We start from the raw sequence: 13,718 nt of genomic DNA, 5'->3' as shown, positions 1-13,718 counted from the left end.
TCAAGCATAGCAGGAGCAAAGAGGGGATTATGCCTGCCAGGCCTTGATTTTGGCTTCAATGCCTGCGGCGTCGAGCCCCAGTTCCGCGCGGGCTTCTTCCTGCGTTCCTTGCGGGATAAAGAAATCCGGAAGACCGATATTCAGCACAGGTACAGGTTTACGATGGGCCATTAGCACTTCGTTTACGCCGCTGCCAGCGCCGCCCATAATGGCGTTTTCTTCCAGCGTCACCAGCGCGTCATGCTGCGCGGCCATCTCCAGAATTAACGTGTCGTCCAGCGGCTTAACAAAGCGCATGTCGACCAGCGTGGCGTTCAGCGCTTCGGCGACTTTCGCCGCCTCAGGCATTAAGGTGCCAAAGTTCAGAATCGCCAGTTTTTCGCCATGACGCTTCACAAGGCCTTTACCAATAGGCAGTTTTTCCAGCGGGGTTAGCGCCACGCCCTGCGCATTACCGCGTGGATAACGTACTGCCGTCGGGCCGTCGTTATAGTGATACCCGGTAAATAACATCTGGCGACATTCGTTTTCGTCGCTTGGCGTCATGATCACCATATCCGGGATGCAGCGCAGATAGGAGAGATCGAACGCGCCCTGGTGTGTTTGTCCATCCGCGCCAACGATACCGGCGCGATCGATGGCGAACATGACCGGCAGTTTCTGGATAGCGACGTCATGGATGACCTGATCGTAGGCGCGTTGCAGGAAAGTAGAGTAGATCGCCACAACGGGCTTATAGCCGCCAATCGCCAGACCTGCGGCGAAGGTGACGGCATGCTGCTCGGCGATGGCGACGTCAAAATAGCGATCCGGGAATTTACGTGAAAATTCCACCATGCCGGAACCTTCGCGCATTGCTGGGGTGATCGCCATCAGCTTGCTGTCTTTGGCGGCGGTTTCACACAGCCAGTCACCGAAGATTTTTGAATAACCGGGCAGACCGCCGCTGCTTTTCGGCAAACATCCGCTGGAAGGATCAAATTTAGGCACCGCATGGAAAGTGATCGGATCTTTTTCCGCGGGCTCATAGCCGCGGCCTTTCTTGGTCATGATATGCAGGAACTGCGGGCCTTTCAGGTCGCGCATGTTCTTCAATGTGCTGATAAGCCCCATGACATCGTGACCATCGACCGGCCCGATGTAGTTAAAGCCCAGCTCTTCGAACAGTGTGCCCGGCACAACCATGCCTTTAATATGTTCTTCGGTACGCTTGAGCAGTTCTTTAATTGGCGGTACGCCGGAGAAGACCTTTTTTCCGCCTTCGCGCAGAGAAGAGTAAAGCTTACCGGAAAGTAGCTGCGCCAGATGGTTGTTGAGCGCGCCGACGTTTTCCGAAATCGACATTTCATTGTCGTTCAGAATGACCAGCATGTCGGGCCGGATATCGCCTGCGTGATTCATTGCTTCAAACGCCATACCGGCGGTGATGGCGCCGTCGCCAATCACACAGACGGTGCGGCGATCTTTGCCTTCTTTCTCCGCCGCCACGGCAATACCGATACCGGCGCTGATGGAGGTGGAGGAATGCCCAACGCTCAGCACATCGTATTCACTTTCTCCGCGCCACGGGAACGGATGCAGACCGCCTTTCTGGCGAATGGTGCCGATTTTGTCGCGACGACCGGTAAGGATTTTATGTGGATAAGCCTGGTGTCCAACATCCCAGATTAGCTGGTCAAACGGGGTGTTGTAGACATAATGCAGCGCCACGGTAAGTTCTACCGTGCCCAGCCCGGAAGCGAAGTGCCCGCTGGAACGGCTTACGCTGTCGAGTAAGTAGCGGCGTAGCTCGTCGCAGAGTTTCGGCAGACTCTCTTTCGGTAACAGTCGTAACTCCTGGGTGGAGTCGACCAATGCCAGGGTAGGGTATTTGGCTATATCAAAACTCATCGCAAGCTCATTGGATATGGGGTTTATTTATCACGCTGGATTATGTAGTTCGCTAGCGCTTCCAGTGCCGAGGTGTCCAGTGATTGCGCGGCCAGCTGATGTAACGACTGACGGGCGTCCTCTATCAGGTCCCGGGCTTTATTCCGGGCTTGCTCAAGACCCAGAAGTGCAGGGTAGGTACTTTTGCCAAGCTGCTGGTCTGCGCCCTGACGTTTACCTAACGTTGCAGTATCGCCCACCACATCCAGAATGTCATCCTGAACCTGGAAGGCAAGGCCGATACTCTCTGCATAGCGGTCAAGTATCGGCAGAGTATTCCGTCCTTTATCGCCCGCGCTCAACGCGCCAAGTCTAACGGCGGCGCGAATGAGCGCGCCGGTCTTATGGCGATGAATGCGTTCCAGCGCGTCCAGAGTGATCCGCTGGCCTTCTGCCGCCAGATCCAATGCCTGACCACCGCACATACCGGCGATGCCGCTGGCGTTCGCCAGTTCGGCGATCATCGCGATACGATCGCGATCGGCGACTTCCGGCATCGGCGCGTCGCTGATAATGGCAAACGCCAGCGTTTGCAACGCGTCTCCCGCCAGGATTGCGTTGGCTTCGCCAAATTTAATATGGCAAGTCGGCAGGCCGCGACGCAAATCGTCATCGTCCATTGCTGGCAGGTCGTCATGGATCAGCGAATAGGCATGAATGCATTCGACCGCCGCAGCTGGCGCATCCAGCGTTGCCGTACTGACGCCAAACATTTGACCGGTGGCGTAAACCAGAAATGGCCGCAGGCGTTTACCGCCTAATAATGCGCCATACTGCATGGCTTCGACCACGGGAGTGTTCTGAAAGGGCAGTGGCGCGATAAAACGGCTCAGCGCCTGATTCGCTTGCGTTACGCAAGCCTGTAGCTGCTGCGTAAAGTCCATTTACTCATTATCCGCGATAAAAGGCTCAGGTGAAGCCTCTTCATTATCAGACAGCAAAATTTGCACGCGCTGTTCCGCCTGCTGCAGTTTTGCCTGCCCCTGACGCGCCAGTTGTACGCCGCGCTCGAATTCATTCAGCGCGTCTTCCAGCGGCAAATCGCCGCTTTCCAGGCGGGTAACAATATGTTCCAGCTCGCTCAGCGCAGTTTCAAAGCTGGCGGGCGCCTCATTTTTCTTCGGCATGATGACTGTTTGACTCTCTGTAATGGCAGCACAAGTCTATGGTAACGGACTCACACTGATAAGCAAATAACGCGCAATGGTAAGGGGAAATGCGCAAGATGTCCGTGATAGTGATATACTTCCGCGCCTGGATGCAGCCGTAGGTATGGGCTGCTGTACTATTTCTCCACGACAAGCCTTAGATAGCTTGCTAAAGAACCATTGCCGCCATGAAGTTTATCATTAAATTGTTCCCGGAAATCACTATCAAAAGCCAATCTGTGCGTTTGCGCTTTATAAAAATTTTAACCGGGAACATCCGTAACGTTTTAAAGCACTACGATGAGACCCTCGCGGTTGTCCGTCACTGGGATAACATTGAAGTTCGCGCCAAAGATGAAAACCAGCGTCTGGCGATTCGCGACGCGCTGACCCGCATTCCGGGGATCCACCATATTCTTGAAGTCGAAGATGTGCCGTTCACCGATATGCACGACATTTTCGAGAAAGCGTTGGCGCAGTATCGCGAGCAGCTTGAAGGCAAAACCTTCTGCGTGCGCGTAAAACGTCGCGGTAAGCATGAGTTTAGCTCCATTGAGGTGGAGCGCTATGTTGGCGGCGGATTAAATCAGCATATTGAATCGGCGCGCGTGAAGCTCACTAACCCGGATGTGACGGTGCATCTGGAAGTGGAAGATGATCGCCTGCTGCTGATCAAAGGGCGTTATGAAGGTATTGGCGGTTTCCCGATTGGCACCCAGGAAGATGTGCTGTCGCTGATCTCCGGCGGTTTTGACTCCGGCGTCTCCAGCTATATGCTGATGCGTCGCGGCTGTCGCGTACACTACTGCTTCTTTAACCTTGGCGGCGCGGCGCATGAAATCGGCGTTCGCCAGGTGGCGCATTACCTGTGGAACCGCTTTGGCAGCTCCCATCGCGTGCGTTTTGTGGCGATTAACTTCGAACCGGTGGTCGGCGAGATTCTGGAGAAAGTTGACGACGGCCAGATGGGCGTGGTGCTCAAACGTATGATGGTACGCGCGGCGTCGAAAGTGGCGGAACGTTACGGCGTACAGGCGCTGGTGACCGGCGAAGCGCTGGGCCAGGTGTCCAGCCAGACGCTAACCAACTTGCGCTTGATCGATAACGTGTCTGACACGCTGATCCTGCGCCCGCTGATCTCTTACGATAAAGAGCACATTATCAACCTGGCGCGCCAGATTGGTACGGAAGATTTTGCCCGTACGATGCCGGAATACTGTGGCGTGATTTCAAAAAGTCCGACGGTGAAAGCCATTAAAGCGAAAATTGAAGCCGAAGAAGAAAATTTCGACTTCAGTATTCTCGATAAGGTGGTAGAAGAAGCGAACAACGTCGATATTCGTGAAATCGCCCAGCAGACCCAGCAGGAGGTGGTGGAAGTTGAAACCGTGAGCGGTTTTGGCGCCAACGATGTGATTCTGGATATCCGTTCTGTCGATGAGCAGGATGACAAGCCGCTGAAAGTGGAAGGTGTGGACGTGGTTTCACTGCCTTTCTACAAGCTGAGCACTAAATTTGGCGACCTCGATCAGAGCAAAACCTGGCTGCTATGGTGCGAACGCGGCGTAATGAGTCGCCTGCAGGCGCTCTATCTGCGCGAGCAGGGGTTTGCCAATGTGAAGGTGTATCGTCCGTAATTCCTTTGCCGGGTGGCGGTTATGTCCTACCCGGCCTACCGTTTTATTTCTGCCCCAACCGTTTTGCAATGCGCTCCAGCTTCATCATCAGCAGCAGCGTAATGGCCACCAGCACAATGGTCAGCGCCGCGCCGTCGGCGATATTTCCACGGTCGGTCAGGCTAAAGATAGCCACCGGCAGCGTCGTCCAGCCCGGCGGATAAATCATCATCGTCGCGCCCAACTCCCCCATGGAGAGCGATAAACTCAGCGCCAGCGCTGACATCATCCACGGCATCAATAACGGCAACGTCACGTGACGCAGACGATACCAGGGCGATGCCCCCAGACTCGACGCGACGTTTTCAATATCGGCGGAAATTCGCGCCAGTCCGGTCGACACGTTACTGAAGGTAAAGGCGGAAATCAGCACAAAGTGCGCTGTCAGCACAATCCATAGGGTGCCGTTCATTTGCAATGGCCCCTGGCTGAAAGCAACCAGAATGCCCAGGCCCACGGACACTGACGGAATCGCACTCGGCAGATAGAACACCATACTTAACCATTTCTGCGTTTTCACCCCATATTGACGCAGCGCCAGCGCCGCCCAAACGCCGCAAAGCAGCGCAAACAGGCTGGCGCAAAAGCCAATCGTGAGGCTGGCAAGTAGGGCATCCCATGCCGCACCGTGCAGAGCGTTAACAAAGTGGTTCAGCGTGAAGCCACTCGGCAGAATACCGTTCCACTGCTGGCTAAGGCTGGACATCAGAATCACCGCCAGCGGCAGGAAAAAGAACACGATAAACAGTACGCTAGCCACAACGCCCGCCGCTGCGCGTCCTTTAGGTGACCAAATTAGCATGGCTAGCTCCTTACGCCGGTACGCGATGCCGCCAGGCGATAGAGGGAGAACAGCCCCAGCGACAAGACAATGTTAATCAACGCAATCATGCAGGCGACCGTATAGTCGGACTCCAGAATCGCTTTGCTGTAAACCATCATCGGCAGGGTGTTAACCCCTTTCGCGCCAATAAACAGTACGATGCCAAACTCGTTAGTGGTCAACAGCAGGCACAGGCTGCCACCAGCCATCAGCGCCGGTAGCGCCGCCGGGAAAATCACCTGCCCAATCACCCGTAACGGGTGCGCCCCCAGAATGCTGGCTGCCTCTAGCTGGCTTTTATCAATTTGCCGCAGCGCGGCCATCAGTGGCCGCATCACCAGCGGAGTGAACACCGTGATCTCCGCCAGAATGACGCCCTGCATTGAGTAGAGAAAATCCACCGGCGGTAGCTCAAAGGCAAACAGGCTCATCAGCGTACCGTTGAGCAGACCCGCTGACCCATAAATAAAGGTGAACGCCAGCGTAATCAGGAAGGTCGGCAGCGCAATAAAAGTATCGACGACCCGACCAATCAACTCGCTTCCGGGGAAAGGAATAAACACCAGAATCAGCGACATCACGCTGCCCAGCAGCAGGCAACCGGCGGTGGCGAAAAAGGCGATTTGCAACGTGTTCAGCAACGCGCCGACAAAGCGTTTCGAGTCGACCACCTGGCGGAAGGTCTCGAGCCCGATCTCGCCATTGGCACCGCGTAGCGCCTGTTCAACGATGAGCGACAGAGGCCAGAAAAACAGCGTCGCCAGCACCAGCAACGGGAGCAGCAGCCACAGCAGCGGGCGTAGGTTAAGCGCCGGTTTTTCCAGAGGTAAAATGAGTGACATGGTTATACCTCAATCAGGACCGCATCATCCGGTTCGAACCACAGCGCCAGCTTGTCGCCCACGCGCGGCAGCGGATTGACATGCGTCAACACCATCCGCACCGTTTCGCCAGCAACGTCACACAGCAGATGGGTTAAATCGCCCTGCCAGTGCACCGATTGCAGTGTGGCGTTGAAGCGGTTGCTGTAGGCCGAACGCGGCGTTAGGCTGAGGTGCTGAGGACGAATGCACAGCAGTTTGTTGTAACCGTGGTGGCTGCCCCGGCTGAACGCGCGAATCACCGCACCGCCGCAGCTGACGTCCACCAGCCCCGGAGCCTCCGTTATCCCCAGCGCGATGGCGGAGAGAATATTGGCGCGGCCTAAGAATTCGGCGGCAAAACGATTGGGCGGATGCTGATATAGCGCGCGGGTTTCGCCGTGAGCAATCAGCGAACCATCCTTCATAATGCCGATTTTATCGGCCAGGGTGAGCGCTTCCGTTTGATCGTGGGTGACGTAGAGAATAGTGAGTTCCGGCAGCTCACGGTGAAGACGGGCGATTTCTTCCACCATATTATGACGAATCTGTGCGTCCAGCGCTGACAGTGGTTCATCCAGCAACAGCACGCGCGGGCGCACGGCAATCGCGCGGGCGATGGCCACGCGTTGCTGCTGGCCGCCGGAAAGTTGATGCGGATAACGGGCGGCGTAATCACTCATGCCAACCGTTTTCAGCGCCTGCGTTACACGCTCATTAATTAGCGCCTTTGGCTGCTTCTGCGCACGCAGGCCAAAAGCGACGTTGTCTTCCACTTTCAGATGCGGGAACAAGGCGTAGTTCTGCACCACCATCGCCAACCCGCGTTTATAGGGTGGCAGATGGGTGACGTCCGTATCGCCAATCAGAATACGACCGCCTGCAGGTTGCACAAAGCCCGCAACCGCACGCAGCACCGTCGTTTTTCCAGATCCTGATGGGCCAATCAGCGCCAGCACTTCGCCAGGTTCAATCGTCAAAGAGAGCGGTTTAAGCACCACGTTGCCGTGATACGCAACGCGCAGCGAGTCGAGGACTATCCCCGATGTCCCCTGCGATGCAGGGGCGTGAACGGCGGTCGTTTTCATCAGCATCAGGCTTACTCGCTTTCGGTCACTTTGTGCCAACGGCTAATATCTGCCGACAGCGAAACGGCTACGTCATCCCAATTTGGCTGCCAGCTCTGCACGCCTTCTAACGCGGCAGTGGCGGCCTTATAATGTTCGTCGCTCGGCGTTACGTCGCTGCGTACCGGCATTCCCCAGGAGAGTTCGCTGACGCGAGTCTGCGCTTCTTTACTCAGCAGGAAGTTAATCAGCTTTTTACCATTTTCACTCTGCGGCGCCCCCTGGACCAGGCCAATGACATAAGGGATGGCCAGCGCGCTGCGCTCGCCTTTGTCGTTGGCCGGCCAGAAGATTCTCACGTTCGGGTTACGTTCCATCTGCGCGAGGTTCATTTGCAGGTCGCCGTTAGCGACGTAGATTTCACCTTTATTAACCAGCGCGGTTAGCTTGCCGGTAGAGGCAGATGGCCCGACGTTATTGGCCTGCAGCTTGCCGAGATACGCAAAACCGGCATCTTTACTGCCGAAGCTGTGGAAAGCCTGCAGCATCACCGCCGTGCCGTCAGCGGCCTGACCTGGCGTGGAATACTGGAGTTTATTTTTGAATTTACCGTCAAGCAGATCCTGCCAGTTCGCCGGGGCAGTTTTCAGCAGCTTGCTGTTGTAGATAAAGCTCAGATAGTTCTTTACCAGCGGCGAATAAAGGTTGTTGGCATCGGGGATAGCCGAGGCGGCGTCGGTGTTAAAGTTCGCCAGCAGCTTTTCGGCGGCGGCGCGCTGAATGAATGGCGGCGCGGTTACCAGCACGTCGGCCTGTGGATTCGTGCGCTCTTTTGCCAGACGTTCCACTACCACGCCACCACCGCCTTCAACATAGCGTACTGTAATGCCGGTCGCTTTGGTGAATGCGCCAAACTGCACCTGGTACCAGCTGTTATCGCCATCGTGCAGCCCGTCGATGGAGTACACCGTGACCACCGATTCCGCCCATGACGGGGCGCTGGCGAGAGCGAAGACAGACAGCAGAGCAAGTCGGGAAAGTTTCATCGTAATAGCCTCATAGCGTACGTTGCATTTTCTGGCCTATACCAGGTTTGCTTTTTACGCTAAACGGCTTATATGACAAAACGATGAAAGAGAAATAAATCAGTCCACGCCGGATGATGCTGCGCTTATCCGGATAGCCGTGAGACGATACGATTGACAGGCCGGATAAGGCCCGCAGCCAACATCCGCGCACCCGCTAGTGGGTATCTACCTCAATGCGCAGGCTGTCGTGACGCCAGTATTCGATATCCAGATCCAGCACTCGCCCGTGTTGATCGTAGTTCAGACGGCGCAGCAACAGCGCCGGGCGTCCTTCCATAACTCCCAGCGCCTGTGCGGCCTGCGCAGGCATGGCGGTGGGGTAGAACGACAGATGCATGCTGGTATAGACGAGGTTGTAGTGCGACTCGTATACCTCGGTCAGGCTGCCGTTGAGATCGTACTGCAGCAGCTCAGGCACGCGGGCGGGCAAACAATGGTTTTCGCAGTAGCACACGGCGCGGCCATCGGCGTAACGCAGACGGGTCAGCAGATAGATTTGATCAAACGGCTGGAGCTGGAGGGGCTCCATGACCTCGACAGGCACGGTGGTTAACACGCCGCTCAGTAGCGCGGTTTTTGGCTCCCGCCCCTGCTCGCGGCAAAGCTTATGGAAGTTGGTGTTCTGGGTCGGATCCAGCCACAGGCGTTCCGGCGTAACGAACCAACCGCGACGATCGGCGCGCCAGATAAGCCCACTGGACTCCAGCTGCGCCAGACTTTCGCGAATAGTAATGCGCGTGGTGTTGAAGATCGCGCACAGTTCGCGTTCAGACGGCAGTTTATCACCGCTTTTCAACGCACCGCTCTGAATACGCGCCTGAAGCTGCGCCTTGATCAACAGGTACTGCGGGATATCGCCCGGGATAGATTTCATGCTTACTCGCTTCCGTTTTGCCTGCCGCCATTATACAAGCAGAGATGAATTTTTTGTTGCAGCGCGATTTTCTCTTTGACCCGTCGCGGCAAAGATCGTCATGATAAATGCAATCTGGTATAGACCAAAGGTAAATAACATGACTTCGCGTAACTATCTGCTGCTGACTCCTGGCCCGCTCACCACCTCTCGTACCGTGAAAGAAGCGATGTTGTTCGATAGCTGTACCTGGGATGATGATTACAATATCGGCGTGGTGGAACAGATTCGCCAGCAGCTAACCGCACTGGCAACGGCCTCCGAAGGCTACACCTCCGTACTGCTGCAAGGCAGCGGCAGCTATGCTGTGGAAGCCGTACTGGGCAGCGCATTGGGGCCGCAGGATAAGGTGCTGATCGTCAGCAACGGTGCATACGGCGCACGAATGGTCGAGATGGCCGGCCTTATGGGTATCGCCCATCACGCTTACGACTGCGGCGAAGTTGCGCGCCCGGACGTGCAGGCGATCGACGCGATCCTCAATGCCGACCCGACGATCAGCCATATCGCCATGGTGCATAGCGAAACGACCACCGGGATGCTCAACCCCATTGATGAGGTGGGCGATCTGGCGCATCGCTATGGCAAAACCTACATCGTTGACGCCATGAGCAGCTTCGGCGGCATCCCCATGGATATTGCAACATTACACATCGACTATCTGATCAGCTCCGCCAATAAATGCATTCAGGGCGTGCCGGGTTTTGCCTTCGTGATTGCCCGCGAGCAAAAACTGGCCGCGTGCAAAGGGCGTTCCCGCTCGCTGTCGTTAGATCTCTACGCCCAGTGGCGCTGCATGGAGGATAACCACGGCAAATGGCGTTTTACTTCGCCCACTCATACCGTCCTGGCGTTTGCCCAGGCGCTGAAAGAGCTGGCGAAAGAAGGTGGCGTGGCGGCACGTCATCAACGCTATCAGCAAAATCAGCGCAGCCTGGTGGCCGGAATGCGGGCGCTGGGCTTTAACACGCTGCTGGATGACGAACTTCATTCACCCATTATCACCGCCTTTTATTCACCGGAAGACCCGCAGTATCGCTTTAGCGAATTTTATCGCCGCCTCAAAGAGCAGGGCTTTGTTATCTATCCTGGCAAAGTGTCGCAAAGCGACTGCTTCCGCATCGGCAACATTGGCGAAGTATATGCCGCCGATATCACGGCCCTGCTGACCGCCATTCGTACCGCCATGTACTGGACGAAATAAGGAACCATGATGAACCGTATTCACGCTGTTATTCTCGACTGGGCGGGCACCACCGTCGATTTTGGCTCCTTCGCGCCGACGCAAATTTTCGTCGAGGCGTTCCGTCAGGCATTTGATGTGGAGATCACCCTCGCCGAAGCACGCGTGCCAATGGGGCTGGGTAAATGGCAACACATTGAAGCGCTGGGAAAATTACCTGCTGTTGACGCGCGCTGGCAGGCAAAGTTTGGCCGCTCCATGAGCGCAGCAGATATTGATGCCATCTACGCCGCTTTCATGCCGTTACAGATTGCTAAAGTTGTCGATTTTTCTTCTCCTATTGCCGGAGTTATCGACACGATCGCGGCGCTACGAGCCGAGGGCATTAAGATAGGCTCCTGTTCCGGTTACCCACGAGCGGTGATGGAGCGCCTGGTCCCTGCCGCCACTGAGCATGGTTATCGTCCGGATCATTGGGTGGCAACGGACGACCTGGCCGCGGGTGGTCGCCCGGGGCCGTGGATGGCGCTGCAAAACGTGATTGCGCTGGGCATTGATGCGGTCGCGCACTGTGTGAAGGTAGATGATGCCGCGCCGGGCATTAGCGAGGGGCTTAACGCGGGGATGTGGACGGTGGGGCTGGCGGTATCGGGTAACGAATTCGGCGCAACATGGGACGCCTATCAGACTATGTCGAAAGAGGACGTTGCGGTCCGCCGCGAGCACGCGGCCAGCAAGCTGTACGCCGCCGGGGCGCATTACGTGGTGGATTCACTGGCGGATTTACCTGGGGTGATTGCGCATATTAATGCGCGTCTGGCGCAGGGCGAACGCCCGTAAAATAACTGCCGGATGGCGCTGTCGCTTATTCGGCCTACAGACTGTACCGTTTTGTAGGCCGGATAAGGTGTTTACGCCGCCATCCGGCAATCATTCTTATTCGTAGTAGTTATAAATCCCCGCCGCCATCACCAGTTGCGAAGCCACTTCATGCGCTTTTTCACGACCAACCAACAGGTCGATGATTTTCAAACCAAAATCGATAGCGGTACCCGGTCCCTGGCTGGTTAATAATTTTACCCGCGCATCCCACACCACACGCTTATCCTGCCACTGTTCGGCGGGAATTTTATCTTTCAGTGCCGGAAAGCCGGTCATATTGCCGATAGGGAAGATATCGTGCGGCACGAGCACTGTGGCGGCTGCGGCGCAAATGGCTGCGACAATGCGCCCGGAGCGGTGAAACTGTTTTACGGTTTCGACCAGCAGCGGGCTGTCGCGAAAGCACTCGGCGCCTTTAATTCCGCCGGGCAACACGATGATGTCATAATCGCCGTCGGCAACTTCAACCAGCGGCGCATCCGCCAGCAGCTTCACGCCGCGCGAGCAGACAATCGTCAGGTTGCCATCGCTGGCGACGCTGGCGGTAGTGACGTGGATTCCGCCGCGAACCAGCAGATCGATAGTGGTGACCGCTTCGGTCTCTTCACTACCAGGGGCGAGGCATACCAGTGCCTGAGCGCTCATACTCACTCTCCTTTCGCTTTACCATTTCAAACAGGCGGCTATTTTCCGGAACGGCGAGACCGTGCACACGGGCGCGCTTGAGTAAATAACCGGTGATGTAGTCAATTTCGGTATGGCGCATGGCACGCACGTCCTGCAACATGGATGAGATGTTTTCTGCCGTACTGTCAATCACTTGCTCAACATAATAGCGTAAATCGTCTGCCGATGTGTGGTAGCCTTCACGTTCAATCACGGCGGCGACCTCTTCACAAATCGCGTTGATTTCATCAGGATGATGGCGCAGCTCGCCGTTCGGGCAGTTCCAAAGCGCGGTGAGCGGGTTGATAACACAGTTGACGGCCAGTTTGCGCCACATCTCTGCGCGGATATTGTTATGCCAGGCGACATCGGGCAGTACCCCCTGCAGGATATCGGCGAGATAACTGTAATCGCCGTCTTGCTCGCGCGCCGGGCCAATATGCGTAGTACCGTTAGCGACATGAATAATGATATTACCGTCGCGGCGCGCAGCATGGGTGATAGTCCCCATCAACATCGGCTGTTGGATATTTTGCAGCTCTTCTATGGTTCCCATTCCATTATGAATGAGCAGGATAGGCGACGTCACCGGTAGGGTTGACGCCAGGGTTCGTACTGCGTCGGAAACCTGCCACGCTTTCAGCGTGACTAACAACAGTTCGCTCTTCGCCAAAAAATCCGGATCGTTTGCCGTCAGTGATTCGTTGAAAAAGGAACCATCGGTATCGATCAGATTTACGCTGCAATAAGGTTGTGGCACCCGTAGCCAGCCCTGTACGTCATGTCCGTGTTTGCACAGTGCCGAAAGCCAAAGTTGTCCTAAGGCTCCGCATCCCAGTACAGTAATTTTCATTGTTCCTCCTCACCTGCAACAGCGCCAGGTGTTATGGCGCTAATTATAGCGTCATCAGCTAAGCTTCTCGTTAAGCCTCGTTGCAGGTATTATGCAACGCAACGAAAATGAAGGGAGAAGAAAAGATGCCATCTTTCGATATTGTTTCTGAAGTTGATCTGCAGGAAGCGCGTAACGGCGTGGATAACGCGGTTCGCGAGGTTGAGTCTCGTTTTGACTTTCGTGGCGTAGAGGCGACTATTGAACTGAACGATGCCAATAAAACCATCAAGGTGCTGAGCGAGTCCGATTTCCAGGTCAATCAGTTGCTCGATATTCTGCGCGCCAAGCTGCTTAAACGCGGTATTGAAGGCGCTTCGCTGGATGTACCGGACGAGTTCGTGCATAGCGGTAAAACCTGGTATGTGGAAGCGAAGCTGAAGCAGGGCATTGAAAGCGCCGTGCAGAAGAAAATCGTCAAGCTGATTAAAGACAGCAAACTGAAGGTGCAGGCGCAAATTCAGGGGGAAGAGATTCGCGTGACGGGCAAATCACGTGACGATCTGCAATCGGTAATGGCGCTGGTTCGCGGCGGCGATTTGGGCCAGCCGTTCCAGTTCAAAAACTTCCGCGATTAAGTTGTTATGCCGG

14 protein-coding genes are annotated in these 13,718 nt (G+C 55.7%); 4 read left to right on the top strand and 10 right to left on the bottom strand.

Translation table 11 applies throughout. The features are described from left to right. Positions 1-27: 27 nt before the first annotated feature. The 3 genes from dxs to xseB are packed head-to-tail and all read right to left on the bottom strand — an operon-like array spanning position 28 to position 3,056. Positions 28-1,890 (bottom strand): 1-deoxy-D-xylulose-5-phosphate synthase, encoded by a 1,863-nt coding sequence (gene dxs / locus NA330_RS11895; protein WP_000006778.1) that lies wholly within the window; start codon positions 1,888-1,890, stop codon positions 28-30. Positions 1,891-1,913: 23 nt separating this feature from the next. Continuing rightward, positions 1,914-2,813, bottom strand: coding sequence for a (2E,6E)-farnesyl diphosphate synthase (ispA, locus tag NA330_RS11890; protein ID WP_000348074.1), 900 nt, complete (start codon positions 2,811-2,813; stop codon positions 1,914-1,916). After that, positions 2,814-3,056 carry an exodeoxyribonuclease VII small subunit gene (gene xseB / locus NA330_RS11885; RefSeq protein WP_001124944.1) on the bottom strand — a complete coding sequence of 81 codons (243 nt, stop codon included), beginning with the start codon at positions 3,054-3,056 and terminating at the stop codon, positions 2,814-2,816. 209 nt (positions 3,057-3,265) lie between these two features. Between xseB and thiI the strand changes: the two genes are divergently transcribed. Continuing rightward, entirely contained in the window at positions 3,266-4,714 is a 1,449-nt protein-coding gene (gene thiI, locus NA330_RS11880; RefSeq protein WP_000668648.1) for a tRNA uracil 4-sulfurtransferase ThiI, read from the top strand. A 43-nt stretch (positions 4,715-4,757) separates the two neighbouring features. On the opposite strand, the gene phnV is transcribed toward thiI, so the two are convergent. The 5 genes from phnV to phnR form a co-directional block, all read right to left on the bottom strand. Then, the gene (gene phnV, locus NA330_RS11875) at positions 4,758-5,555 is read right to left on the bottom strand and encodes a 2-aminoethylphosphonate ABC transport system, membrane component PhnV (RefSeq protein WP_000909791.1); all 798 of its coding nucleotides are present in this window, start codon (positions 5,553-5,555) and stop codon (positions 4,758-4,760) included. A 2-nt stretch (positions 5,556-5,557) separates the two neighbouring features. Beyond that, positions 5,558-6,418, bottom strand: a complete 861-nt coding sequence (gene phnU, locus NA330_RS11870; protein ID WP_000052716.1) for a 2-aminoethylphosphonate ABC transporter permease subunit — start codon at positions 6,416-6,418, stop codon at positions 5,558-5,560. 2 nt (positions 6,419-6,420) lie between these two features. Beyond that, entirely contained in the window at positions 6,421-7,530 is a 1,110-nt protein-coding gene (gene phnT, locus NA330_RS11865) for a 2-aminoethylphosphonate ABC transport system ATP-binding subunit PhnT (protein ID WP_000928787.1), read from the bottom strand. Between the two features lie 5 nt (positions 7,531-7,535). Next, the gene (gene phnS, locus NA330_RS11860) at positions 7,536-8,549 is read right to left on the bottom strand and encodes a 2-aminoethylphosphonate ABC transporter substrate-binding protein (RefSeq protein ID WP_017441698.1); all 1,014 of its coding nucleotides are present in this window, start codon (positions 8,547-8,549) and stop codon (positions 7,536-7,538) included. A 196-nt stretch (positions 8,550-8,745) separates the two neighbouring features. After that, positions 8,746-9,465: a phosphonate utilization transcriptional regulator PhnR gene (gene phnR, locus NA330_RS11855; RefSeq protein ID WP_000836268.1), complete on the bottom strand. Its 720-nt coding sequence runs from the start codon at positions 9,463-9,465 to the stop codon at positions 8,746-8,748. Between the two features lie 139 nt (positions 9,466-9,604). On the opposite strand from phnR, the gene phnW reads away from it, so the two are divergent. Further along, positions 9,605-10,708 (top strand): 2-aminoethylphosphonate--pyruvate transaminase, encoded by a 1,104-nt coding sequence (gene phnW / locus NA330_RS11850; protein ID WP_023241796.1) that lies wholly within the window; start codon positions 9,605-9,607, stop codon positions 10,706-10,708. Positions 10,709-10,717: 9 nt separating this feature from the next. After that, positions 10,718-11,527: a phosphonoacetaldehyde hydrolase gene (gene phnX / locus NA330_RS11845; RefSeq protein ID WP_023241797.1), complete on the top strand. Its 810-nt coding sequence runs from the start codon at positions 10,718-10,720 to the stop codon at positions 11,525-11,527. Between the two features lie 96 nt (positions 11,528-11,623). On the opposite strand, the gene yajL is transcribed toward phnX, so the two are convergent. After that, entirely contained in the window at positions 11,624-12,214 is a 591-nt protein-coding gene (yajL, locus tag NA330_RS11840) for a protein deglycase YajL (protein WP_001275809.1), read from the bottom strand. Further along, entirely contained in the window at positions 12,177-13,088 is a 912-nt protein-coding gene (panE, locus tag NA330_RS11835) for a 2-dehydropantoate 2-reductase (protein ID WP_000705814.1), read from the bottom strand. Before panE ends, yajL begins: the two co-directional genes overlap by 38 nt. Before the next feature lie 125 nt (positions 13,089-13,213). Here panE and NA330_RS11830 point away from each other — a divergent pair, with 125 nt between their 5' ends. After that, complete coding sequence (locus NA330_RS11830) at positions 13,214-13,705, top strand: YajQ family cyclic di-GMP-binding protein (protein WP_001138913.1); 492 nt, start codon at positions 13,214-13,216, stop codon at positions 13,703-13,705. Positions 13,706-13,718: the final 13 nt, after the last annotated feature.

This window comes from Salmonella sp. NW722 (genome assembly GCF_051702785.1).
Lineage (GTDB): Bacteria > Pseudomonadota > Gammaproteobacteria > Enterobacterales > Enterobacteriaceae > Salmonella > Salmonella enterica.
The sequence above is the reverse complement of the archived record's forward strand: the minus strand, read 5'-3'. Positions and strand labels throughout refer to the sequence as shown.

What these genes read in the sequence shown, in the direction of transcription:
- phnW (WP_023241796.1), top strand. Translation starts at nt 9,605, where the DNA reads ATGACTTCGCGTAACTATCTGCTGCTGACTCCTGGCCCGCTCACCACC.
- xseB (WP_001124944.1), bottom strand. Translation starts at nt 3,056, where the DNA reads ATGCCGAAGAAAAATGAGGCGCCCGCCAGCTTTGAAACTGCGCTGAGC.
- phnU (WP_000052716.1), bottom strand. Translation starts at nt 6,418, where the DNA reads ATGTCACTCATTTTACCTCTGGAAAAACCGGCGCTTAACCTACGCCCG.
- phnV (WP_000909791.1), bottom strand. Translation starts at nt 5,555, where the DNA reads ATGCTAATTTGGTCACCTAAAGGACGCGCAGCGGCGGGCGTTGTGGCT.
- panE (WP_000705814.1), bottom strand. Translation starts at nt 13,088, where the DNA reads ATGAAAATTACTGTACTGGGATGCGGAGCCTTAGGACAACTTTGGCTT.
- phnS (WP_017441698.1), bottom strand. Translation starts at nt 8,549, where the DNA reads ATGAAACTTTCCCGACTTGCTCTGCTGTCTGTCTTCGCTCTCGCCAGC.
- dxs (WP_000006778.1), bottom strand. Translation starts at nt 1,890, where the DNA reads ATGAGTTTTGATATAGCCAAATACCCTACCCTGGCATTGGTCGACTCC.
- phnX (WP_023241797.1), top strand. Translation starts at nt 10,718, where the DNA reads ATGAACCGTATTCACGCTGTTATTCTCGACTGGGCGGGCACCACCGTC.
- NA330_RS11830 (WP_001138913.1), top strand. Translation starts at nt 13,214, where the DNA reads ATGCCATCTTTCGATATTGTTTCTGAAGTTGATCTGCAGGAAGCGCGT.
- phnR (WP_000836268.1), bottom strand. Translation starts at nt 9,465, where the DNA reads ATGAAATCTATCCCGGGCGATATCCCGCAGTACCTGTTGATCAAGGCG.
- ispA (WP_000348074.1), bottom strand. Translation starts at nt 2,813, where the DNA reads ATGGACTTTACGCAGCAGCTACAGGCTTGCGTAACGCAAGCGAATCAG.
- thiI (WP_000668648.1), top strand. Translation starts at nt 3,266, where the DNA reads ATGAAGTTTATCATTAAATTGTTCCCGGAAATCACTATCAAAAGCCAA.
- yajL (WP_001275809.1), bottom strand. Translation starts at nt 12,214, where the DNA reads ATGAGCGCTCAGGCACTGGTATGCCTCGCCCCTGGTAGTGAAGAGACC.
- phnT (WP_000928787.1), bottom strand. Translation starts at nt 7,530, where the DNA reads ATGCTGATGAAAACGACCGCCGTTCACGCCCCTGCATCGCAGGGGACA.